At 72.6% G+C, this 22,633-nt stretch carries 18 protein-coding genes; 7 read left to right on the top strand and 11 right to left on the bottom strand.

Annotated elements, in window-relative coordinates:
• Positions 1 to 21: 21 nt before the first annotated feature.
• The 4 genes from ACZ6SD_RS06615 to ACZ6SD_RS06600 all read right to left on the bottom strand — a co-directional run bounded on the left by ACZ6SD_RS06615 (position 22) and on the right by ACZ6SD_RS06600 (position 5,002).
• On the bottom strand, positions 22 to 1,236 hold the full coding sequence (locus tag ACZ6SD_RS06615) for an MFS transporter (RefSeq protein WP_465315915.1): 1,215 nt from the start codon (positions 1,234 to 1,236) through the stop codon (positions 22 to 24).
• Positions 1,233 to 2,405, bottom strand: coding sequence for a GNAT family N-acetyltransferase (locus ACZ6SD_RS06610; protein ID WP_465315914.1), 1,173 nt, complete (start codon positions 2,403 to 2,405; stop codon positions 1,233 to 1,235). The genes ACZ6SD_RS06615 and ACZ6SD_RS06610 overlap by 4 nt, the downstream gene beginning before the upstream one ends.
• Positions 2,402 to 3,790, bottom strand: a complete 1,389-nt coding sequence (locus ACZ6SD_RS06605; protein ID WP_465315913.1) for a methyltransferase domain-containing protein — start codon at positions 3,788 to 3,790, stop codon at positions 2,402 to 2,404. The genes ACZ6SD_RS06610 and ACZ6SD_RS06605 overlap by 4 nt, the downstream gene beginning before the upstream one ends.
• A 531-nt stretch (positions 3,791 to 4,321) precedes the next feature.
• On the bottom strand, positions 4,322 to 5,002 hold the full coding sequence (locus ACZ6SD_RS06600; protein WP_465315912.1) for a hypothetical protein: 681 nt from the start codon (positions 5,000 to 5,002) through the stop codon (positions 4,322 to 4,324).
• A gap of 144 nt (positions 5,003 to 5,146) precedes the next feature.
• On the opposite strand from ACZ6SD_RS06600, the gene ACZ6SD_RS06595 reads away from it, so the two are divergent.
• On the top strand, positions 5,147 to 6,361 hold the full coding sequence (locus ACZ6SD_RS06595) for an MFS transporter (RefSeq protein ID WP_465315911.1): 1,215 nt from the start codon (positions 5,147 to 5,149) through the stop codon (positions 6,359 to 6,361).
• A gap of 74 nt (positions 6,362 to 6,435) precedes the next feature.
• Here ACZ6SD_RS06595 and ACZ6SD_RS06590 read toward each other — a convergent pair whose 3' ends face one another.
• Both ACZ6SD_RS06590 and ACZ6SD_RS06585 read right to left on the bottom strand, forming a co-directional pair.
• Positions 6,436 to 7,659, bottom strand: a complete 1,224-nt coding sequence (locus ACZ6SD_RS06590; RefSeq protein ID WP_465315910.1) for a cytochrome P450 — start codon at positions 7,657 to 7,659, stop codon at positions 6,436 to 6,438.
• A gap of 103 nt (positions 7,660 to 7,762) precedes the next feature.
• Positions 7,763 to 8,080, bottom strand: coding sequence for a hypothetical protein (locus tag ACZ6SD_RS06585; protein WP_465315909.1), 318 nt, complete (start codon positions 8,078 to 8,080; stop codon positions 7,763 to 7,765).
• Between the two features lie 331 nt (positions 8,081 to 8,411).
• On the opposite strand from ACZ6SD_RS06585, the gene ACZ6SD_RS06580 reads away from it, so the two are divergent.
• A complete protein-coding gene (locus ACZ6SD_RS06580; protein WP_465315908.1) occupies positions 8,412 to 9,410 on the top strand; it encodes an AfsR/SARP family transcriptional regulator in 999 nt (332 codons plus the stop codon).
• Positions 9,411 to 9,480: 70 nt separating this feature from the next.
• On the opposite strand, the gene ACZ6SD_RS06575 is transcribed toward ACZ6SD_RS06580, so the two are convergent.
• From ACZ6SD_RS06575 to ACZ6SD_RS06555, 5 genes are all read right to left on the bottom strand, one after another.
• Positions 9,481 to 10,992: a phosphopantetheine-binding protein gene (locus ACZ6SD_RS06575; protein WP_465315907.1), complete on the bottom strand. Its 1,512-nt coding sequence runs from the start codon at positions 10,990 to 10,992 to the stop codon at positions 9,481 to 9,483.
• Positions 10,989 to 12,599, bottom strand: coding sequence for a class I adenylate-forming enzyme family protein (locus ACZ6SD_RS06570; RefSeq protein ID WP_465315906.1), 1,611 nt, complete (start codon positions 12,597 to 12,599; stop codon positions 10,989 to 10,991). Before ACZ6SD_RS06570 ends, ACZ6SD_RS06575 begins: the two co-directional genes overlap by 4 nt.
• Complete coding sequence (locus tag ACZ6SD_RS06565; RefSeq protein ID WP_465315905.1) at positions 12,596 to 13,636, bottom strand: ketoacyl-ACP synthase III family protein; 1,041 nt, start codon at positions 13,634 to 13,636, stop codon at positions 12,596 to 12,598. The genes ACZ6SD_RS06570 and ACZ6SD_RS06565 overlap by 4 nt, the downstream gene beginning before the upstream one ends.
• A 63-nt stretch (positions 13,637 to 13,699) precedes the next feature.
• A complete protein-coding gene (locus tag ACZ6SD_RS06560) occupies positions 13,700 to 15,085 on the bottom strand; it encodes an MFS transporter (RefSeq protein WP_465315904.1) in 1,386 nt (461 codons plus the stop codon).
• A gap of 101 nt (positions 15,086 to 15,186) precedes the next feature.
• Positions 15,187 to 16,161 carry a DUF3558 domain-containing protein gene (locus tag ACZ6SD_RS06555; protein WP_465315903.1) on the bottom strand — a complete coding sequence of 325 codons (975 nt, stop codon included), beginning with the start codon at positions 16,159 to 16,161 and terminating at the stop codon, positions 15,187 to 15,189.
• Between the two features lie 110 nt (positions 16,162 to 16,271).
• Between ACZ6SD_RS06555 and ACZ6SD_RS06550 the strand changes: the two genes are divergently transcribed.
• The 5 genes from ACZ6SD_RS06550 to ACZ6SD_RS06530 all read left to right on the top strand — a co-directional run bounded on the left by ACZ6SD_RS06550 (position 16,272) and on the right by ACZ6SD_RS06530 (position 22,535).
• Positions 16,272 to 17,312 (top strand): carbohydrate kinase family protein, encoded by a 1,041-nt coding sequence (locus tag ACZ6SD_RS06550; RefSeq protein ID WP_465315902.1) that lies wholly within the window; start codon positions 16,272 to 16,274, stop codon positions 17,310 to 17,312.
• An 83-nt stretch (positions 17,313 to 17,395) separates the two neighbouring features.
• Positions 17,396 to 19,477, top strand: coding sequence for a trehalose-6-phosphate synthase (locus ACZ6SD_RS06545; RefSeq protein WP_465315901.1), 2,082 nt, complete (start codon positions 17,396 to 17,398; stop codon positions 19,475 to 19,477).
• A gap of 185 nt (positions 19,478 to 19,662) precedes the next feature.
• Positions 19,663 to 20,043, top strand: coding sequence for a hypothetical protein (locus ACZ6SD_RS06540; protein WP_465315900.1), 381 nt, complete (start codon positions 19,663 to 19,665; stop codon positions 20,041 to 20,043).
• Between the two features lie 114 nt (positions 20,044 to 20,157).
• A complete protein-coding gene (locus ACZ6SD_RS06535) occupies positions 20,158 to 21,270 on the top strand; it encodes a PLP-dependent cysteine synthase family protein (RefSeq protein WP_465315899.1) in 1,113 nt (370 codons plus the stop codon).
• A complete protein-coding gene (locus ACZ6SD_RS06530; protein WP_465315898.1) occupies positions 21,267 to 22,535 on the top strand; it encodes an MFS transporter in 1,269 nt (422 codons plus the stop codon). Before ACZ6SD_RS06535 ends, ACZ6SD_RS06530 begins: the two co-directional genes overlap by 4 nt.
• Positions 22,536 to 22,633 lie beyond the last annotated feature (98 nt).

The following is a 22,633-nucleotide window of genomic DNA, read 5'->3' as shown; positions in this document are numbered from 1 at the left end:
TCAGGTTTACCGATTCGGTCGCTAGACGACGGCGGGTTCCGTCCTGGTGAGACGTTCCCGCCGGGCTCGGCGCGGCGCGGCGAGCGTGAGCGTCACGACCCAGGCGCCCGCGCAGCAGCCCGCGACGATGAAACTCAGCGCGTAGTTCCCGTTGAGCGAATAGCTCAGGCCGCCGAGCCAGGTCGCGAACGCCGAGCCCACCGCGCTGGCCACCTGCACGACACCGGTGACCCGGCTCAGTCCGGGGCCAGCGAACAGGTCGCCCACCGCGGCGACGCGGCAGCCGACGATCGCGCCCACCGAGAACCCGAGCAGCACGATCGTGCCCACCAGCAGCGGCAGCGCGGGCAGCGCCCACAGCACGACCAGCCCGACCACGAACACCGCCGCGCCGCCCGCCGCGACCAGTTCCCGCGACCAGCGGTCGGAAATGGCCCCGCCCGCCAACTGCCCGGCCGCGTAGCTCAACCCGGTCAGCCCGAGCAGGAAGCCCGACAGCGACGTTCCCCAGCCTTCCGAAGCCAGGTAAGGAACGATCGTCTGGAAGGTGAAGAAGTCGGTCACGCTCGCGGTCAGCGCGGCGGCGCAGGCGAGCCACAGCACGGGACTGGTCAGCGGCAGCTTGCGCGGCGCGGCAGGCGCGGCTTCCCGCGCCCGCTCCGGCGCGGCCTCGGTGACACCCCGGCTCATCCAGACGAACACCGCCGCGCCCAGCAGCGCGAAGGCCCCGCCGACCAGATAGCCCGAGCGCCAGCCGAATTCCTCCACCACCGAGCCCAAGATGGTGAACAACACGAAGTCGCCGACGCCCAGGCAGGCGTACGCGATGCCGGTCGCCTTGCCGCGGTCCCGGTCGTAGGAAGCGGTGATCAGCACCTGGCTGGCGACCACGAGCATGGTCGTCGCGGTGGCCAGCACCAGCACATAGACCACATAGAACTGCCACAGGCTGTCCAGCAGCGCGCACGCGGAGACCGCGACCGCGAAGGCGGGGAACATGACCGCGACGACCCGCCGCGCGCCAACCCGCGCGACGATCCGGCCCGCCGCCGGCGCGGCGACCAAGCTGGCCAGCAGATAGGTCGCGTACATCCCGGACGCGTCGGCCGCGTCCAGCCGCAGGTCGACCACAAACGCGGTGTAGAAGATGGAGAACCCTTCCACCACACCGAAAAGCACGCCGAGCACGAGTCCGGCCAGCAGCGCGGTCCGCCACCGGCGCCACCACGCGCTCACCCGAGCACCTCCGCCGCCGCCGCGAACCGGGGCGCGCCAAGGACATCGTCGGGCGGGACGTCCTTGTTCGCCTCGTACGCCTCGGCGATCCGCTCGCGGGTGCGGGCGGCGCGGCCCAGCACGACCGCGCCCTCCCCCAGGATCGCCGCCCCCGCCGCGGTGCCCGCCCGGAACCAGGACACCAGCAGGCGCGGGTGGAAACCCATGCGCACCTTGAACCCGTACATGCTGCGGCCCATCTCGATCCGGCGCGCGCCCAGCCGCTCGGCCAGGCGCAGCGTGTGGGCGTAGAGCAGGTAGTAGGTGCCGTATTCCTTGTGGTGCTCGTAGTTCAGGCCCGCGATCCACGCGTACAGCGTCGAATCGTGGTGCAGCAGCACGAAACCGCCGAGCAGCGTGTCGTCCTTCCACACCGTGGCGAAGTGCACCTGGTCGCGCAGGTGCGTGAAGATGCTGCGCAGGCTTTCCGGCGGGTTGATCGACGGCACGCCGTGCCGGGCGCAGACGTCCTCGACCAGCTTGGCGAACCGGGTGAGGTGGTCCGGCTCGATGTCGAAGCTCACCCGCACGCCCAGCGACTCGGCCTTGCGCACCAGCCTGCCGAACTCGCGGCGCACCTTGGGTCGCAGCGCCGCGACGTGCTCGTCCGCCGAGCCGACGAAGTCGACACCGCTGGTGGCCTCGGTGTACATCGGCGTGAACCCGCGCGCGGCGAGTTCGGCGCACAGCGGGTCGCCTTCGGGGATGCCGGGGAATCCGTAGAGCGGGCTGCCCAGGTCTTCCGCGACCTCGCTCATGGTCGCCACCAGGCCGGGCGCGACCACGTCCGCCGGGTCGAGCGAGCAGATCCCGTTGAAGTACGAGTACCAGGAGTGCCCGACCAGCATCCGGGTGCGGAGGATGTCGTGGTCGAACCCGTAGTCGGGGCCGTAGCCGGTGTAGTGCGGGTCCTCGGCCACCTCGTACATCGGCGCCACCGCCCGGATTTCCCCGTCGCGGCGCCAGAGCAGGTGCCGCGCGGCGAACATCGGCGCGGGCGGGGCCTTCTCGTAGGAGCTGAGCCATTCGTGGCTGTGGAAAACGGAACCACCGGCCCCGGACACCACCCGGTTCCAGTCGGCGGCGGCCACCTGGTCGATGGAGTCGACTACTTCCCAGGTTCCCGTCATGACTTCCGCACCGACTTCCACGCGCCGCCGGGCCCGGCGGGCGCCGCGGGCTCGTTGTCGTGGGCTGCCAACGCGTTTCGGTCGCGCAGGACGCTCGCCACCAGCGACAGCGCCAGGCACAGCGCGGCCTGCCGCGGCGGGGACTCCGGGCCGCCCAGCTTCTCGGCCAGTTCCGCCGGACTGGTCCCGTTCCGCAACTCCGCGCGCACTTCGGCGAGGTCGTCCGCCAGCAGGTCCATGGTCCGCGCGCCGTCGACCGACCAGAACTCGTCGGGCATCTCGCGCAGCCGGTTCGCCGCGGCCAGCATGACCGCCGCGTCCGAGACCGTCTCCGTGCCCGCCCGGTGCCGGGTGTCCGGCCCGTGGTCTGCCCCGTACCGAAGATGGTTCCTGGCGCCGGAACCGGCGCGCGTCACGTGCAGAGTCGAGCAGTGGTAATAGTTCTCGCCCCGGTCGAGGCATTCCCGCTGGAGGAGATCGAGCACTTCCGCCAGCGTGCGCCCGGGGTTGAGCTGCGCGGCGCGCACGGCGGTGATGGCGTTGCGCACCACGACCGGCACGGACGAGTCGGTCACGACGGTGATGTCGGCGTCGCCGGGCAGGATGCGGTCGAGTTCCCGCAGCGCCGATGGCGCGGCGGCGCTGCCCAGGGACTGGAACCGCATCACCAGCCGCCCCGCCGTGGACCGCGCCGCGAACCACTCCCAGAACGCCCGGATGAGGTCCAGACCATCGGCCCCCGCCGCGCCCGCGGCCGGATAGGCCAGGCCGGGCGGAACCGGCACGCCGGGCAGATTGGCCGTGACGCAGTCGACGCCGTCGACATCCAGATCCTGGAACTTCCCGGGCATCGCCTGGCAAGGGACGGCCGGGCCGGTGAGCGCGACCGACGCCCGGGTGGCCGCCATCGCGCTGTCGAGGATGTCCACGCCGAGCACGTCGTCCGCGGTGCGCGCCGCGGCCAGCATGGCGATTCCCGAGCCGCACCCGATGTCGAGCACCCGCCCGCGCGGCGCCGCGTTCAGCACCGCCGCGGTGTAGCGGAGCGAGTCGTTGCCGACGTGCACGTCGTCCCCGCCGGTCCCGTAGTCGCGGTCCGCCGCGACGACCAGGCCGCGGAAGGCGGTGACGCGGAACCTGGCCGGTACCAGCCGATCGCCGTTCACCTCGCAGACACCGGCGTCGACCAGCAACCGCGTCGTCGCGCCGTCGACCGAGGCCGCGGGCACGGATTCACCGTGGTGCAACAGGAGCAGGAGCGCGTGCGCGCCCTCCCGCCCGTCGTCTTCTTCCCGGTCCAGCCACGGTTCCCACCCGTCGACCCGCCGTGAGCGGACGAGGTCTATCAGGCTGCTCAAGTCGTGCAGCGCCTGGTTTTCCGACAAGTCAATACCCCCACACCTGCGCGTTGTTCCTTGGCCACGATGAGGCGAACAAAACGATTAGACAACGCTGTTCCCCACCGCTAAGCCGCGGCGAGGCACCCGGACATGACTGTTCCCCCTCGATATTCACGAAATGCCCTGACCCGGACCACACGCCGTCGAACCCCATCGACAGCGGCCGGGCAGCGGCAGAGAGCCCCCGTTACCGCTTTGTAAACTACCTGCGAGTCCGGGCCGCTGGAAGGTGACACATCGCACAGGGTGACGCCCTTTAGGGCAAAGTCGCAGCTCACAGCGAAGGAGATGGCAGCAGTTTCACCCATTGGCAGCAATCGGGTCCCATGCGGGCCCGATATCTCGATCATGGTCGATTCGCTGTGGAAAACCGACGCGTCAGCGGGTGGCGATGAAGTGGTCACCCATAATTCCGACACCCATTACCGTGTCCGGAATATCCGAAACCGCCCGCCGACACCGAAAACAGCAGCGCCCCGGGCGTCCGCCGGGGCACTGCGTGGAATGGGCGGGGACTCAGGCTTTGCCGCGCGACAGCGCCCACGCCAGGACCCAGCAGCCCACGGCGAGCAGGAGGCCGTGGCCGATGCGGGCGGCGGACGGGCCGAAGAACTGCGGGATGAACAGGACCAGCCCCGCCGCGAACGGCAGCGCCGCCCACCCGGGGAACCGGCGGGATCGGCTCATGGCCACCGCGGTCAGCACCCCGGCCGCGCCGAGCAGGAGCATGCCGACGAGGAAGAACGCCGCCGGGGCCGGGTCCAGGCGGACCGTCTCGGTCTGGGCGAGCATGGCGGGGGCGGCGTGCTGGGTGGCCAGTTGGCTGACCGCCTTGATGCCGAAGGTCTCGCCGCCGTAGTAGGGCAGGGTCAGCCCGGCGCCGAACAGGGCGGTGACGAAGGCCGCTGCGGCGGGGCCCTCGCCTCGGGTGCCGCCCACCACGGCGCGTAAGCCCAGCAGGGCCAACGGAAGCAGGATGAAGCCGATCATCGCGGCGGTGTGCGCGAGCGTCCACGCCGTCGACGACATGGCGGCCGCGCCGTCCAGTGTCGTCTCGTCGCGGTAGGGGCGGGTCGCCGGGTAGGCGGCGAACAGCAGCCCGGCGACGGCCAGCAGCACCGGGGCGCCGCGGGCGGCGCCGTTCCCAGCGCCATCAGTGTTCTGGTTGCTGTCAGTGTTCTGCGCGGTGTGGACCACGACGCCCTTCCTCTGGTCGGCCAGTCGCTTTCATGATGTCGGCTGGGATGCGTGCCGTGGGGCGCGTGCGGGGACGTTCACCCGACGGTCATCCAAGAGTCGGTGCTTCAGCGGAACTTAGGCGCGGTGCCCGATCGTTGTCCCATGACCCACACCGTGACGGCGGCGCAGGCCCCCGATGTCCGCCCGCCCGTGGGGCGCGGCTGGACGGCGCGCTACGTCGTGGCCAGCACCGGAATGTGGCTGGCCTTCCTGACTCCCGCGCAGGTGCAGCTCGCCCGGCAGGCGGAGGTGTTCGCCCCGGCCGAGAAGGAGGCGCTGCTCGGCCTGGCGCTCGGCCTCGGCGCGGCGGTGACCGCGGTGGCGGTGCCGCTGCTGGGCGCGGTGAGCGACCGGACCCGGTCCCGCTTCGGCAGGCGCAGGCCGTGGGTGGCGGGCGGGATGCTGGTCGCCGCGGCGGGTTTGCTGGGGCTGGCGGGCGCGGACGGCGCGGCGTCGATGCTGGCGGGCTGGATCGTCGCGCAGCTCGGGCTGGCCGCGGTGCAGGCCGGGCTGGTCGCGACGATCCCGGACCGGGTGCCGCGCCCGCAGCTGGGGATGGTCGCCGGGTGGGCCGGGATGACCCAGATGCTCGGCGCGCTGCTGGGCACGGTGCTGGTGAACCGGGTCGTGGTCGATCTGGCCGCGGGCTATGTCGCGTGCGCGGTCGTCGCGGCGGTGTCGGTGCTGCCGTTCCTCGGCGGGCGGCACGAGCCGACCGAAGCGGCTCCGCCGCGGGCGGCGCGGGCGCGGGTGCGCTGGACCGCGGACCTGAGTTTCGCCTGGGCCAGCCGGTTCCTGGTGATGCTGGGCTTCGCCATGATCACCCAGTACCTCTTGTACTACCTGGGCGACGAGATGCGCGTCGCCGACCCGCAGCGGGCCGCGCTGGTGATCACCGCGGTGACGGTGTTGTGCGCCATGGCTTCCGCGCTGGCGGCTGGCCGCTGGTCCGACCGGGCGGGCCGCCGCCGCGCGTTCGTCGCCGCGGGCGGGCTGTTCATGGGAATCGGCGCCCTGGCGATGGCCGTCGCGCCGGTGTGGCCGGTGGCGATCGGCGCCGCGGCCGTGGTCGGCGTCGGCTTCGGCGCGTTCCTCGCGGTCGACCTCGCGGTGATCGCCTCGGTGCTCCCGTCGGCCGCCGATACCGGCCGGGACCTGGGGGTGTTCGCCATCGCCGCGGCCGCCCCGCAGATCCTCGCGCCCGCCCTGGCCGTTCCGGTGCTCGCGGTCGCGGGCTACCCGGGCCTGTACGTGGTGACGGGACTGGTCGCCATCGCGGGCGGCGCGCTGGTGCTGCGAATCCGTTCCGTGGCCTGACCTTCCACACCCGAACAAGCTGCGACGACAGCGGCCCCGGACGCGTGGTCCGGGGCCGCTGTCTGCCGTCGCGCTTACCAGGCGACGGGCAGGGATTCCAAGCCGTGCACCAGCATGCCCTGCTTCATCCGCAGGTTCGCCACGTCGGTGTCCAGCCGCAGCGTGGGGAACCGGCGGAACAGGCTGCTGATCGTGATCCGCAGCTCCGCGATCGCCAGCGCGGCGCCGAGGCAGTGGTGGATGCCGAAGCCGAACGCCAGGTGCGGATTCTGCGCCCGGTCGGGGTAGAACTCCTCGCCCCGCTCGAACACCTCGGGGTCGCGGTTGGCCGAGCAGACCGCGGCCAGCACGGCGCTGCCCTTGGGGATCACCGTGCCCGCGATCTCCACGTCGGTCAGGGTGATCCGCATCGGGCCGCCGTCGCCGATCGGGTTGATCCGCAGCAGCTCCGGAACGAAGTCGCCGACCACGTCGGGGTTCTCCACGACCCGGGCCAGGTGCTCCGGGCTGCGCAGCAGGGTCAGCACGCAGGCGCCGATCATGCTGACCGTCGTCTCGTGGCCCGCGACCAGGATGGTCATGGCCATGACGATCAGCTCGGCGTGGTCGAGGGCGTCGCGCTCGTCGTGCGCGCTGATGAGCGCGCTGAGCAGGTCCTCGCCCGGCTCCTCGCGGCGGCGGGTGATCAGCTCGTGGATGTAGCCCGCCATCTCCATGCGCTGCTGCACCATCTCCTCGGCGGTGAGGGTGGTGAGCGCGACGATCGCGTTGGACCACTGGCGGAACTTCTCCCGGTCCTCGAACGGCACGCCGAGCAGCTCGCAGATCACCTGCACCGGCAGCGGGAACGCCAGCGCGACGTTGAGGTCGGTCCGCTGGTCGTCGGCCTTGGCCATCTCGTCCAGCAGCGCGTCGGTCAGCTCCTGGATGCGGGGTTCGAGGTCGCGGACCCGGCGGGTGGTGAACTCGCCCATCACCAGCTTGCGCAGCCTGCTGTGCTCGGGCGGGTCGGTGGAGAACAGGCTGTTCGGCGGCATCGGGGCCGCGGTGAGCTTGGGCGCGCCCTCGGCGACCATGGCGGCCCGGCTGAACCGAGGGTCGGCGAGCACGAGCTTGGCGTCGTCGTAGCGGCTGACGATGTAGCCGAGGTCGCCGCTGGGCAGCACGACCTGGGCGACCGGGTCCTGCTCGCGCAACTCGGCGTACACCGGCGGCATCTCCGTCGCCGAGGGGCGGTGGAACGGGTAGTGCCTCGGGCAGCCGGTCGTTGGGGTGTCGACGGCGGTCTCGGCGTCCATGTATCGGCTCTCCTGGGCTCGCGCGGAGTCTGGCCGCTCCATGGTTCCCGAACAGGCTGAGCCGAGGCTTATGCGGCGCTATGCCAACGGATTCCGCCGCTGGTCACCGCTGTCCCGAGGTGACGCGCTGGCGTGTGCCGCGCTGGATCGCGACGTGCGCCAGCCAAGCCAGGCCGAGGGTGAAGCCGGGCGCGGCCTGGGTGTTGGACTCTGGCAGGACGGTGAACGCGACCAGCACCGCGGTGGGCGGCGCCCAGTGCCGCAGCACGGCGACCGGCACGAACGGCAGGGCGGCGCCGACCGCGGCGAGGGGGATGACCCAGCCGCGGTGCTTGATGGCCTCGAACGCGGCGAAGACGACGCAGAACCCGGCCAGGGCCAGCCAACCAGGGTGGCGGCGGCGGTGCGCGAGATCGGTCACGGATGCACTCCGGCGGTAGTCGGAAAGGGAGACGGGGAGCTGCCGCGCAGGTTTCCGCTCGGCGGGAACCGACCGCTGCTCGGGACACGGTAGAGCACCGCGAGCCGGAGCACCATCGGCGATCGGCGGCGGGAGAACGCCCGCCGCGACGGAATCCGGGGAAAGCGACAACCGTGAAGCGGCGGTCACCGACGCCAGGGAAGCGGAAATCCGACCGATATATTCGATATATTTACGCGCCACCTCCCGGTTGTCGCCCATACTAGTCGGGATGGCCAAGGCAGCGCTGACACTGGGGCTAAAGCCGCGCTTAACCGCGCCGTAGCCCCTGGTGAGCAGCGGCGATAGGGGTGGTGACCACTACTCTTTCGCCCGTTCAGACCAACAGCGCGGCCATTCGCGGAACCGGGAGGTAACGGTCAGCGGAAATCTGAGACGACCATTCATCAGGTGGCTGACTCGTGTAAGGATAAATAGCCGACAACAACCACAGGACGTCACACAGGGGGTATGCGTGCGGTTCGAGGTTTTGGGTCCACTTTCGGTGGTGGACGTCTGCGTTAACGGAACGAGAAGTTCTCTCTTACCCAGTGCGAGCAAGAAGCGAATCTTGCTCGCCGCCCTGCTGTCCCGGGTGGACGAGGTGGTGTCCACCCAGAGCCTGATCACCGAGATCTGGGGCGACCAGCCGCCCGCGAAGGTCCGCGGCGCGCTGCACGTCTACATGGCGCAACTGCGCAACCGCCTGTCCGAGGGCACCGCCCCGGACCGCCAGGCCACGATCGTGACCGAGGGCCCGGGCTACCTGCTGCGGCTCGGCGGAGCCGAACTCGACCAGCACGAGTTCGACGCCCTGCTCACCCAGGCGCGGACGCTGCTGGACAGCGGCGACCTGCGCACCGCGGACCGCGCCGTCCGCCAGGCTCTCGGGTTGTGGCGCGGACCGGCCATCGCCGGGCTGACCGAGGGCCCGATGCTCGGCGTGTTCGCCACCTGTCTGGACGAGGAGTACGTCGCGGCCCTGGAGCTGCGGCTGGAGATCGATCTGCTGCTGGGCAGGCACCGGGCCGTCATCGCCGAGCTGATCCGCCTGGTCCACGACTACCCGCTGCGGGAGACGTTCTACCGGCAGCTCATGCTGGCCTTCTACCGGTCGGAGCGCCAGGCCGACGCGCTCAACTGCTTCCGCCAGCTGCGGCGGCGGCTGCGGGAGGAGCTGGGGGTCGAGCCGTGCAGGCCGATCCAGCAGCTCCACCAAGCGGTCCTGGCCGCGGACCCGGCCCTGGACCGGCCCATGGCCGACCCGATGGCCGACGTCGCGGTGTCCTAGAGACCCGCAGCCGGATCGGCCGCACAGCGCCGTGCGGCCAACCCAGCTCCCAGCGGCCTCCAGCGAACGCTCAGCGGGCGAGGGCGGCCGACACGACCCCCCACAGCGAGGCGGGGGTGGCGAACGCCTCCTGGCTCAGGTCGTCGTCGGAGATCGTCACGTCGTAGGTCTCTTCCAAGCGCACCAACAGGTCCACCAGCGCCAGCGAGTCCAGCCCGGCGGCCCGCAGGCTGGCCTCGGCGCTCACCGATGACAGCCGCGGCAGCGCCTCGGTCAGCACGGCCACGAATCGGTCATCCCACACAGCGGTCTCCATCTCAGCCTCCATGGACTTCACGATCGGTTCCCGAACCAGACACAGACGAGTGGCGGACACGACCGCCCCGCCGCTGACCACGACCTCGGCCGCCGCTGGCCTGCTGAGGAAGCCGATCAGGCTGGCGGTGGCCCCGTAGGCGCCCACGTTGGGGATCGCCAGCGTCTGTCCCACCCGGACCGGGGGGACGTCGGCGGCGCCGCGCCCGAGCGTGTCCGCGGGGGTGCACAGCGGCCCCACCAGCCGGGTCTTCACCGCGGGCGACGGTTCGTCATCGGCGGCATCGGCGGCGAACGGCAGGGCGGTCGCTGAAAGCGGCAGCAGCCGCCCGATCCCGGACAGCCCGCCGAGGTGGTTGATCCCGGTGTCGAGCACCGCGAACCGGCTTCCCCGGCTGTCCTTGACGTCGCTGACCGTGCACAGCAGGGTCCCGCTGTCGCCCACCAGGTGCCGCCCGCTCTCGAAGAACACCCGGGTCCCGCCGGAGCGCCACGCGGGGAAGTGCTCGTCCAGCGCCGCCGACACCGGCTCGCGCAGTCCCGGGTACCGGGGCCGCTCGCCCTCCTTGGCGAACGGGCAGCCGAACCCGCCGCCCAGGTCGAGCACGCGCACCTCGATCCCCAGCGACTCGGCCAGCGACGCCGCCGTGGCGATCGAGCCGCGCATCTCGGCGACGAGGCTGTCCTCGTCGTAGGCGTTGGTCAGCGGGAAGAAGTGGAATCCCGCCAGCCGCACCCCGGCGACCACGCGCAGCGCGTCCCGGTGCGACAGCAGCGTTTCGACGTCGGCGCCGAACTGCGACGCCTCGCCGGTCATCCGCATCCCGGCGCCGCCGGGCGCCTCGGCCCCGTTGACCCGCAGCGCGCAGTCGACCACCCGCCCCAGCGACCGGGCCACCTCGGCGACCCGCCGCAGGTCCACCAGCGACTCAACGCTGAACGTGCCGACACCGGCGGCGATGGCCGTGCGCAACTCGACCGCGGTCTTTCCCGGTCCGGTGTAGAACATCTCCGCCGGGTCGGCGCCCGCGGCGAGCGCGGTGGCGAGTTCGCCGGACGAGGACACCTCGGCCTGGCACCCGCCCGCCAGCAGCGTCCGCACCAGGTCGACGTGCGGGTTCGCCTTGAGCGAGTACAGCACCGTCGCGCCGACGGGCACGGTGTCGCGCAGGTCGGCCAGCGCCTGGCGCACCCGGTCGAGGTCGTAGACGTACATCGGGCTTCCGTAGTCCGCGATGAGCGCGGCGGCCCGCTCGGCGTCGATCACTGGGGGCTCCCGGTCCGCAGCAGCGCGCGCAGCCGCTTCTTGTCGGTCTTTCCGTTGGCCGTCAAGGGAAACTCGTCGATCCGGTGGCACCGCGCGGGCACCTTCGCCGGTTCCAGCAGGGCCGCCAGGTCGGCCAGGACGGCGGCGCCGTCGCGGTCGGACACCACGACCAGGTCCAGGTCCCACTCCCCCTCCGGGGGCAGCGCGGCCGCGGCGGCGACGCCGTCGACCCGCGCGGCGGCGGCCTCGACCTCGACCAGGCTGGCCCGCACGCCGCGGCGCTTGAACTGGTCGTCGCGGCGGCCGTGGAAGTAGAGGTGGCCCTCGGCGTCGAGGTGGCCGTAGTCGCCGGTCCGCAGCCTGCGCTCGCCGGTGGCGGGGTCGGTGTCGTAGCGCTGCGCGGTCAGCTCGGGCGCGCCCCGGTAGCCCGCCATCACGTGCGGGCCGAGCACGGTGATCTCCCCGACCGTGCCCGGCGGGACAGGTTCGCCGTCGTCGCCGAGGACGCGGACCTCGGTGCCGGGCAGCGCGGTGCCGACCGAGCCGGGCTTGCGCCGGTCCACATCGGGCTCGGCGATGGTGACCCGCTTGCACTCGGTGATCCCGTACATAGCCACAATCGCCGCGTTCGGGAACACCGCGCGCAGCTCGGCGATGTCGGCCGCGGTCAGCGCGGCCCCGGTGTTGGTGAACATCCGCACGTGGTCGGGAACCGCGCCGCGGCGGGCCAGTTTCGCCAGCATCCGCGCGGTCGAGGGCACGATCGGCAGGACGGTCGCCCGTGTCTCGCGCAGCGTCTTGAGCATCCCGATCGGGTCGTCGGCGTCGGCGAGCACGAGTTCCGCGCCCGCCAGCGCGGCCAGCAGCACCTGGTAGAGGCCGTAGTCGAAGGACATCGGCGAACCGACCAGCACCACATCCGTGTCCATATAGGACAATCGGGCGGCGATGGCGCGGGCGGCGAACACCACCGCGGAATGCGGGCACACCACGCCCTTGGGCGCGGCGGTGCTGCCCGAGGTGTAGATCAGCATCGCGGTGTCCTCGCCCGCGACGTGGGCAGGCGCGTCCGGCCCGTCACCCGCGACGATCTCCTCCAGCGACAGCACCGGGCACGGCACGTCCGGCCGCGCGGCGGCCGGGGCGACCAGCGCGGTGGGCTCGGCGTCCTCGACCACCCCGGCCAGCGCTGCGGGCGGCAGGTGCGGGCTCAGCGGCACCAGCACCGCGCCCGCGCGCAGCACGCCGAACACCACCGCGGCCAGCTCGTGCCGGTTGCGCGAGCACAGCGCCACCCGGTCGCCGGGGCGCACCCCGGCCTCGGCCAGCGAGCGCGCCACGGCCCTGGCCGCGGTGTGCAGGTCGGCGTAGGTCCACGCCCCCGCGGCGTCGCGGACCGCCGCCGCGTCGGGGGCGCGGCGCGCCGCGTCGTCCAGAATCCCGGCGACCCCGCGCGCGGTCGGCGACAGCACCGCTGTCCCCACGCCCACCGAGGTCTTCCCCACTGCCAACGTTTCCGCGGTCATCGTCTCAGCGGTCATGGTCTCAGCTGGCAAGGTTTCGGCGGTCATCGTCTCGGCGGGCATGGTTTCGGTGGCCGTCCTCATTGCGGCCACGTCCGCTCGGTCGCCTCCGGCAGGCCGTCGAGGATCTCGAACACGGCGCTGGTCGCGGTCAGGCCCGCGCCGCTGCCGACCATCAGGACCCGGTCGCCCGGCTTGACCACGCCCGTGACGATCAGGTGCCGCAGCCCGGCGAACTGGTCGCCCGCGCCCAAGTGGCCGTGGGTCCGGGCGAACGACCAGGTGGTCTGGTCCTCGTGCAGGCCGACCAACTGGCTGAGCTGCCAGTCCAGCTTGGCCCGGCCCGCCGCCGGGATGACCGCGGCGGCCAGGTCGGCGAAGTCGGTCTTCGCCTCGGCCAGGGCGCCCGCGATGGCGCCCTTCACCGCGTCCGCCAGCCGGGTGGTGGCCGCGCGCATCCCGCCGTGGTTGGCGAAGTGGTGGCTGATCCGGCTGGTGAGGTCGAGCGGGCCGGGCTGGGGGGCGTCGTGGAACCGCTCGCCGCGCAGCACCTGCTCCAGGCCGTTGTCGGCCACCGTCGCGGTCGACAGCAGCTTCGCGAAGCCGCCTTCGGTGGACAGCAGCATCGCGGCGCCGCCGTCGCCGTAGGGCAGGCCGCGCTCGGTGCGCCAGCGGTCCACCCCGGGCAGACAGAACCGGTCGCCGGTCGTCAGCAGCGCGGCGCCGCCCCGCTCAAAGACCAGCCGGGACGCGGCCAGGTCCATGCCGCTGACCGCGGCGTTGCACTGCTGCTGCAGGTCGAAGGCGACGACCCGGTCGCCCACGGCGTGGCGGGCGACGTAGGACGCGGCGGGCCACATGTCCACGCCCTGGTACCAGAGGCTGGAGTGGAAGACCAGGCGGATGTCGGCGACGTTCACCGCGGAGTGGGTGATCGCGTCGCGGGCGGCCAGCACCGCCATCTCCGGCCCGGCCAGCTCCGGCTCGACCAGCACGGACGTGATGCCGTTGGCCGCCAACTCCTCGGCGTCGTACGCGCCCGCGGCGACCGCGTCCGCCGCGGTGGCGGGTGGCGGCAGATACACGCCGAGTCCCGCGACGTAGATATCCTCCCACTGCATGTCCTGCTCCATTCGTGTCCAGGCTGGCGCGCTTCAGCGTCGTCCGAACGGCTGATGCGCGGCTTAGGGCGCGCTTTCCAGCCGTCGCGGGAGCAGGCGCGCGGCCAGCGCGGCGCCGACGAGGGTCACCGTCGCGGCCACCCCGAGCGACACCGCCGCGGCGTGGTCGAAGGTCTCGCGGTCGCCGAGGTCGGCGACGAGCCGGTTGAGCATCGCCCCCACCACCGCGACGCCCAGCGCCCAGCCCAGCTCCTGCATGGTGTCGTTGACCGCGGAGCCGGAGCTGGCCCGGTCGTCGGACAGGCTGGACACCAGCACGTCGGTGGCGACCGGGCTGGCCACGCCGAAGCCGACGCCGACCGCGGCGAGCCCCACCGCGATCGTCGGGTAGTCGTGCCCGAAGAAGCCGAGCACGGCGATGCCGGTGGCGGACAGCGTCATGCCCGCGCCGACCGTGGCCGCCACCCCGAGCAGTCCGCGCAGCCGCGGCGAGAGCGCCGTGCCGACCAGCACCGTCAGCGCGACCGGCCCGATCGCCAGGCCCGCCTGGAACGGGCTCATCGCCAACTGGACCTGCAACCGCTGGGTGAGGACGAACAGCGAGCCCGCGAGCCCGAAGAACATCAGCATGTTGCCCAGGGCCGACCCGGCGAACCGCCGGTCGCCGAGCAGGGCCAGCTCGATGAGCGGGTAGGGCGCGGTGCGCAGCCGCCGGACGAACGCGACGCAGGCCGCCGCGGTCACCACAGCGCCGACCGCCACTGTGAAGCCGACCCGGCCGTCCGCGCCGAATTCGATCACGGTGTAGACGAGCCCGCCGATGGCCAGCACCGACAGCACCGCGCCCACCGGGTCGGTCGGCCGCGCCGCCGGGTCAGCGGACTCCCGCACGAAGAACACGCTGGCGATCACGACCCCCGCCACCAGCGGCACGTTCAGCAGGAACACCGCGGCCCACCCGATGTCGTCCACGACCAGCCCGCCCAGGACCGGCCCGACCGCCACGCCCAGCGCGGCGATCGCGCTCCACACCGCGATCGCCGTGGCGCGCTCGCGCCGGTCGAAGGCGTGCAGCAGGATCGACAGCGTCCCGGGCATCACGAACGCCGCCGCGACGCCGAGCACCGCGCGCACCGCGATCAGCTGCCAGGCCTGCGTCGCCATCGCCGCGACCAGCGAGGCCACCGCGAACGCCACCAGCCCGCCCAGCGTGAGCCGCTTGCGGCCCCACCGGTCGGACCAGACACCCGCCACGATCAGCAGCCCGGCGAACGCGACGGAGTAGCTGTCCACGATCCACTGGACCTCGGCCAAATCGGCGCCGAGGCCGCGCATCATCGCGGGAATAGCGACGTTGAGGGCGGAGTTGTTGAGGACGACCACGCATAGCGCGAGGCCCATCAGGACCAGCACGACCCAGCGGCTGGTTCTGGCTTCGGTCGTGACCACGGTCGGCTCCTCGCTCGGGCGATGCGGCGTCCTGATGGAGCCACAGCGGCCTTAAGCGCCGATGTGCGCGGAGGCTAAGCACCCGGCCGAACGAGGAGCCGTCATGGCGACTTGGGCAACTGCGGAAACACGATCGCGGCGATCGCCTTGGCGGGCCCGCAGGGATCGGCCTCGCCGATGTCCGCGGTCACGTAGACCGACGCGGTCTCCCGAGTGCCCGGCTGCCGCTCGATGTGCGCGGTGACGACCTCGCAGCGGTCGAACTCGTCGTCCTGCCATCGGGACACGAACGCCTCGCGGCCCGCCACGGCCTCGGGAAGGTAGTCCTCGGCCAGCGGCCAGTCGCTGATCTCCATGGAGACCTCGACGTCCCCGGAGTAGCCCCAGGTGCAGCGGTGGTTGGCCAAGTGGCTCCGGTACGACCCGTAGGCATAGGGCATGACTTCCCTGAACTGCGGGTCGGTCAGCAGCCTGCACGGGTCCACATAGGCCAGTGAGTTGTCGGCGTAGTCGACGCGCTTGACCTTGTCCCCGGCGATGATCCCGGCGGCGCCCTTGAGCGCGGCGTCGGCGAGGTCGCAGAGCTTGTCCGGGTCGACTGACGGCTCGCCGTCCTCGTCCGGCTCGGTCTGCGCCCCGAAGGTCAGCATCCCGTTGTTGCCCGCGAACACCATCGCCGTCTCGCAGCCGCCCCAGATGTCGTCGTGCGGCTCGCGCACCCGCAGCGCGCCGGGCAGCCAGTCCCGGCGGGTCAAGTCGCGGGTGTTGAGGTCCGGCCCCGCCCCCTCCAGCGCCACCACCACCCGCGCGTCGATTCCCGCCACCCGGACGAACAGCGCGCAGTAGTCCATCGACCCGGACTTCACGTTGCTGTGCCGCGCGTGCTCACGCAGCGCGGCCCCATCGATCAGGCCGCACAGGTCGACCGAGCGCAGGTCGCCCAGCCCGCCGTCCGGCCCGCTCACCCGCAGCGCCACGGCGCTCGCCGCCTCGTTCGGCACGGCCGCGCCCGACACCGTCGCCGTGCAGCCGCCGAGCGCCAGCAGGGCGCCTGCCAGCACGATCCGCCACTTCATGTGTCCCCCAGTCCGATCTCTTGGTCAGCAACCATGTCGATGGGGGACGGCACGGCATTACCAGGCGCGCGCCACTAGGCTCTCGAAGATCCTTTGGGCGGGGAGGGCACATGGAACCAGGCGATGCCGGATGGACGCCCGGGGACGGAGCGTTTGTCGACAGCGTGTCGCACGATCGCGAGGTGCTGGTGGTGGGCGCCTATTTCGCCGATCTGATTTTCCGGGGCGTGTCCGGGGCGGTGCGCCCCGGCCGCGAGACCTTCGCCGGGGCGCTGGATCTGGTGCCCGGCGGCGCTTTCACCGTCGTGATGGCGCTGCGCAGGCTGGGGCGGGATGTCGTGTGGGCAGCCGACTTCGGCGACGACCTGTTCAGCGGGCACGTGCTCGCCGCGGCCAGGGAAGAAGGTTTGGACGAGAGCGGCTTCCGGCACCATCCGCGGCCGGTGCGCAGCGTCACGGCGGTGCTGTCGCATTCCGGGGATCGGGCGATGGTCAGCTATCAGGACCCGGTCGGCTCGCGGCCGCTCGCCGAGCTGCTGCGGGCGCACCGGCCGCGGGTGCTTTTCCTGCCGCTGCTGCGCTACGGCGCGGACGTGGTGGCCGCGCTGGAGACGGCCCGCCGGTCCGGGGTTCGGGTAGTCATGGACTGCCAGGACGTCCCCGCCACGCTCGACACCCCCACGGTGCGCGAAGTCCTCGCCCTGGTGGACGTCTTCGTCCCCAATCTGGCCGAGGCGGTGCGTCTGACCGGCGCGGCCACGCTCGACGGCGCGCTGGAAGCCCTGGCCCGACTCGTGGACACGGTGGTCGTCAAACGCGGCGGTGACGGCGCGACCGCGGTCCGGGGCGGCACGCGCTACGACATCGCCGCCCCGGTCGCCGCCGTCGCCGACACCACCGGCGCTGGCGACTGCTTCGACGCCGGTTTCGTCCACGCTTACCTTGCCGGGCAAGACCTTCCCGACTGCCTGGCCACCGCGGTCGCCTGCGGCGCCGCCGCGACCACCGGCCCCGGTTCCCGCGCCGCCCTGGACATCGCCGGGTTGCCGCGGTGGCTTTCCCGGGTTCCCAAGCCGGTCGTCCGGCACCCGCGTCCGTCCGTCGACGGCGGCCTTGAAAATCACCGCCTGCCCGCGAGTCCGCCCTGGTAAAGTCCTCTTGATCTTGGCTGGTCGCGTCGCCGGAGCCGTTGCTGGCGCGCGGCGAGACCCGGTGGGCCGGTCGGGGGTGCGCGGTGCTGCGAGTTCTGGTCACGGACCTCGACGGAACGCTTCTCGGTGGCGACCGGCGCGATCGGGACCGGCTCCGCGCCGCGCTGGCCGGGCGCCCCGAGATCGTGGTCGTCTTCGCGACCGGCCGCGGGCTGCCCTCGGTGCGCCCGCTGCTGCGCGACCCGCTGGTGCCGAAGCCGCGCTGGATCATCGCCGATGTCGGGGCGAGCGTCATCGACGGCGCGGATCTGCGGCCGGTCACGAAGCTGCGCCGGGTGCTGCGGGCGGGCTGGCCGGGAGCCCGACGAGTGCGGGCCGCGCTGGGCCACTTCCCGGGTTTGGTTTACCAGGAGGGAATCGCGCAGGACGGGCGCTGCTCGTTCCACCTCGCGCCGGAAAACCTGACTCCGGACCTCACCGCCGCGGTGCGGGCGCTCGGCTGCGCATGGCTGTACTCGGCTGACCGCTATTTCGACGTGCTGCCCCCGAAAGCGAGCAAGGGCAATGCCCTGGCCGTTCTCGCCGACGAACACCGGTGGCCGCTGTCCTCGGTCCTGGTCGCGGGCGACACCATGAACGACCTGTCGATGTTCCAGCTCGGCGCGCACGGCGTGCTGGTCGGCAACGCCGAGCCCGCCCTGCTCGCCGCGGCTCCCGAGGACGCGGCGGTCCACCGGCCCGCCGAGCCGGGCGCGGCGGGCATTCTCCGCGCCCTGCGGGAACTGGGCTGGGTGGACGGCGACCACCCGCTGGTGATCGGGTACCACCGTCCGCCGGTGACCTGGACCCCGACCGGATGGCAGCCGCCCACCAGCCCCAATGGCATTCTGCCGACACTGCGCACGGTGTTCACCGAAAACCCGAACGCCGTCTGGGCCACGGCAGCGGTCCTGGGGTCCTCGGCGTCGACCGCCCGCCTCGACGGACACGACACCGGGATGCCGCTGTCGTTCCTGCCGATGAGCCGCGCCGAGTGGGCCGGGTACTTCCACCGTGCCTGCAAGGAGATCCTGTGGCCGGTGCTGATGTCCCAGCCTCGGCGACTGCGGTTCGACCCGGACGCCTGGGCGCGCTACCGCGGGGCGAACGCCCGATTCGCCGACCACATCAACGCCCTGGCCGCGCCGGAGGCGACCGTCTGGCTGCACGACTACAACCTCTGGCTCACCCCGGGCCTGCTCCGCCAGGCTCGGCCAGACCTGCGGATCGGGCTGTTCCACCACACCCCTTTCCCGCCACCGGAAGTCTTCGCCGCGCTGCCCGTCGCCGCCGAGATCCGCGCTTCCCTGGAATGCCTTGACTGGGCGGGATTCCACACCCTGGTCTTCGCCGACCACTTCCGCCGCACGCTCTCCGGCTCCGCCCGGCAGCCGCGCGTCGGCGTGCACCCGCTGGGGGTGGACCGCGCTGCCGTCGAAACCCTGGCCCGCGCCCGAAAACAGCCCGTCCGACCGCCGGATTCACCGCTGGTGCTCGCCGTCGAGCGGCTGGACTACGCCAAAGCCCCGGTGCGGAAGGTCGACGCCGTCGACGCGCTGCTCACCCGATGCCCCCGATTACGCGGACGGTTGCGGTTCCGCCTGGTGTGCCCGCCGCCGGAACCGGGAATCACCGCCCACGACACGACCCGGCGAGCCCTCGAACGCCGCGTCGCCGAGGTCAACAACGCCTGGCGCACCGCGGACTGGCGCCCCGTGGACTACCTGCCGCACAGCCTGCCCTTCGCCGAAGTGGTCGACCACTACCTCGCCGCCGATGTCTTCTGGGTGACCTCCCTGCAAGACGGGATGAACCTGACCGCCAAGGAGTTCATCGCCGCGCAGGCGGCCGTTGACCCGCCCGGCGTCCTGGTCCTGTCCCGGCACACCGGCGCGGCCACCCAGCTCGGCCCAGCCGCCCTGCTGACCGACCCCCACTCCCCCACCGACCTCGTTGACGTCCTGCACCAAGCCCTCAGCCTCACCCCACACCAACGGCGCGCCCACGCCGACGGTCTCCGCGCCCTCTTGGACGCCCAGCACCCCGCCGACTGGGCGTTCGACATCGTCACCGCCATCCACCGCGCCCGCGCGCCCCACCCGACCCCGCCGCCGGACAGGTTGTAGCGGCAGCCGGTGACGGTGTGCCACGTCATCTTCTTGCCGGTGACCGAACCGCAGACCCCGGCCGTAGTGATCTTGACCCGGCACTGGACCGTGATCAACGCGGCCGCCGTCGGTCGTCTCCGGGTCCACTGAGGCGCGCGACACGTCGGCGCCGCCGCCGACCGTCCACTGGTACGTTTGGCCGAGTGGGGGCATCACCGGCCAGCAGGCACCGGCGGCGGACGGTGATCACCCGTGTCTTCGTCGCGGTGGCGATCGCCCTCCTGATGGCCTGCTGCCCGATCGGCGACGGCGTCCCCGGCGCGCACCCCACCGCGGCCCAGACCGGCTGGCACCACGACTGCGGGGCCTCCGGGCACGACGAGCACCACCCGGCGGCCGACGCCGTGTGCGCGGCCCCCCGCGGCCCGCAGACCGGCGACCCGGGCGCGGACCTCCCCGCCCTTGCCCTGCCCGCGCCCGTGAGCCACCCGGTGGCCCGGCCGGGGCTGCCCGCGCGCGTCGAGCGCGGGACGGTGCTCTCCGGGCGCGACTTACTGATCGAGATCTCGATAGCGCGGAGCTGACAGGGCCACGGCATTCGACCGACGCGCGATCCGCGTCTCGGACGATGCCGAGCGGCCTGTCACGTTCGCTTCCGCCCGCGCGTTGGGGCGGAAAACCTTGGAATCGAGATCACGATGACCACAACCGTGCCCCCATTCCTGGGCGGGCCCGCGCCGGTGCTGCCCGCCGCCGCGACCTGCCGCACCCCGGCGAACGCCGTGGGCAACACCCCGGTGCTCTGGGTGGACCGGCCGCTGTCCCCGGCGGGCCGGGGGTTCTGGGCCAAGCTCGAAGCGTTCAACCCCGGCGGCGGGATGAAGGACCGGCCCGCCCTGCACATGGTCGCCCAGGCGCGCGCCCGGGGCGAGCTGCGGCCGGGCGCCATGATCGTGGAGTCGACCAGCGGCACGCTGGGCCTGGGCCTGGCCCTGGCGGGCATCGTCCACGACCACCCGGTCACGCTGGTGACCGACCCAGGGCTGGAGCCGATCCTGCACCGGATGCTGCGCGCGTACGGCGCCCGGGTCGAGGTGGTGACCGAGCCGCACCCGGTGGGCGGCTGGCAGGAGGCGCGGCGCGCGCGGGTGCGGTCGATCATGGCCGCGAACCCGGGCGCGTACTGCCCGGACCAGTACCACAACCCGGACAACGTGGCGGCTTACGCGCCGCTGGCCGCGGAGCTGGTGTCACAGCTCGGGCGGATCGACGTGCTGGTGTGCTCGGTGGGCACCGGGGGGCATTCCGCCGGGATCGCGCGGGAGCTGCGGGAGCACTTCCCGGATCTGCGGCTCGTCGGCGTGGACACGGTCGGGTCGACCATCTTCGGGCAGCCCGCTGGGCACCGGCTCATGCGCGGGCTCGGGTCCAGCATCCACCCGCGCAACGTCGACCGCGCCGCGTTCGACGAGGTGCACTGGGTGGCCCCGGCCGAGGCCGTGTGGACGTGCCGGACGCTGGCGGCGTCCCACCACGCCAGCGGCGGCTGGAGCGTCGGGGCGGTCGCTCTGGTCGCCGGGTGGTTGGCCAGGACAGCGGACCCGCACACCCGGATCGCCGCCGTGTTCCCCGACGGCCCGCTCCGGTACTTCGACACGGTCTACAACGACGAGTTCTGCGCCGCGCACGGCCTCCTCGACGGCCCGCCGCCCAGCGAGCCCGACCACCTGGACCGGCCGACGGACCGCGTGGTGACCCGCTGGACCCGGTGCGCCACCGTCGTCGCTCCCGGCGAGAGGGCGGGCACGTGACCGGGATTCTCTCCGGCTACCGGTCGTTCGGGGCCGCGACGCGGCTGCTGCTGCTCAACCAGCTCACCATCAATCTCGGCTTCTACATGCTCATGCCCTACCTGGCGGTGCACCTGTCCGGCGACCTGGCGCTGGCGGGATGGACGGTCGGGCTCATCCTCGGGGTCCGCAACTTCGCCCAGCAGGGCATGTTCCTCATCGGCGGCACGCTCGCCGACCGGATCGGCTACAAGCCGCTCATCGTGGCGGGCTGCACGCTGCGCACGGCGGGGTTCGCGCTGCTCGGGATCGCCGACGCGGTGCCAGCGCTGCTGGTCGCCTCGGTGGCGACCGGGTTCGCCGGGGCGCTGTTCAACCCGGCGGTGCGGGCCTATCTCGCGCACGACTCCGGCGCCCGGCGGGTCGAGGCGTTCGCCCTGTTCAACGTCTTCTACCAGGCCGGGGTCCTGCTCGGGCCGGTCGTCGGGCTGGCGCTGACCGCGGTGGACTTCCGGCTCACCTGCCTGGTCGCCGCCGCGGTGTTCGCCGTGCTGACCGGGCTGCAGATCAGGGCGCTGCCCTCGGCCAAGGCCGAACAGGCGGCGGAGCGGGAACCGGTGACCGCGGTCTGGCAGTCCGTGCTCGCCAACCGCCCGTTCCTGCTGTTCGCGGCCGCGATGATCGGCTCATCGGTGCTGTCGTTCCAGGTGTATCTGGCGCTCCCGCTGGAGGCCCGCCGGATAGCCGGGGACGCGACGGCGGGGACGGTGCTGGTCACCGCCGTGTTCGTCGTGTCCGGCGGGCTCGCGATCGCGGGGCAGCTGAAGGTGACGGCCTGGTTCACCCGCAGGCTCGGCCCCACCCGCAGCCTGATCACCGGCGTGGCCCTGATGGGCGCGGCGTTCGTGCCGCCCGCCCTCACCTCGGCGGGCACGTGGACCTCGCCGGTGCTGCCCTCGGCCGCGCTGTTGCTGAGCGCGGCGCTGCTGGCGCTGGGCACGATCGTGGTGTTCCCGTTCGAGCTGGACATGATCGTCACGCTGGCCCGCGACCGTCTAGTCGCGACGCACTACGGCCTCTACAACACGATCGTCGGCGTCGGCATCCTGCTGGGGAACCTGCTCACCGGCACGGCCCTCGACCTGGCGCGCGCCGCGGGCCTGTCGTGGCTGCCGTGGGTGGCCCTGGCCTGCCTGGGGCTGCTGTGCGCCGGGTCGGTCCGGGCGCTGGCCCGGTCCGGCAGGCTGACTCCGGCACCGGAACCTCGTCCGGCGCAACGGGTGTAGGGCAGGGGGGGGGGGGGGGGGGGGGGGGGGGGGGGGGGGGGGGGGGGGGGGGGGGGGGGGGGGGGGGGGGGGGGGGGGGGGGGGGGGGGGGGGGGGGG

The organism is Actinokineospora sp. NPDC051303 (assembly GCF_055586285.1).
Note: the sequence above shows the minus strand (reverse complement) of the source record. Positions and strands in the feature narration are given on the sequence as shown.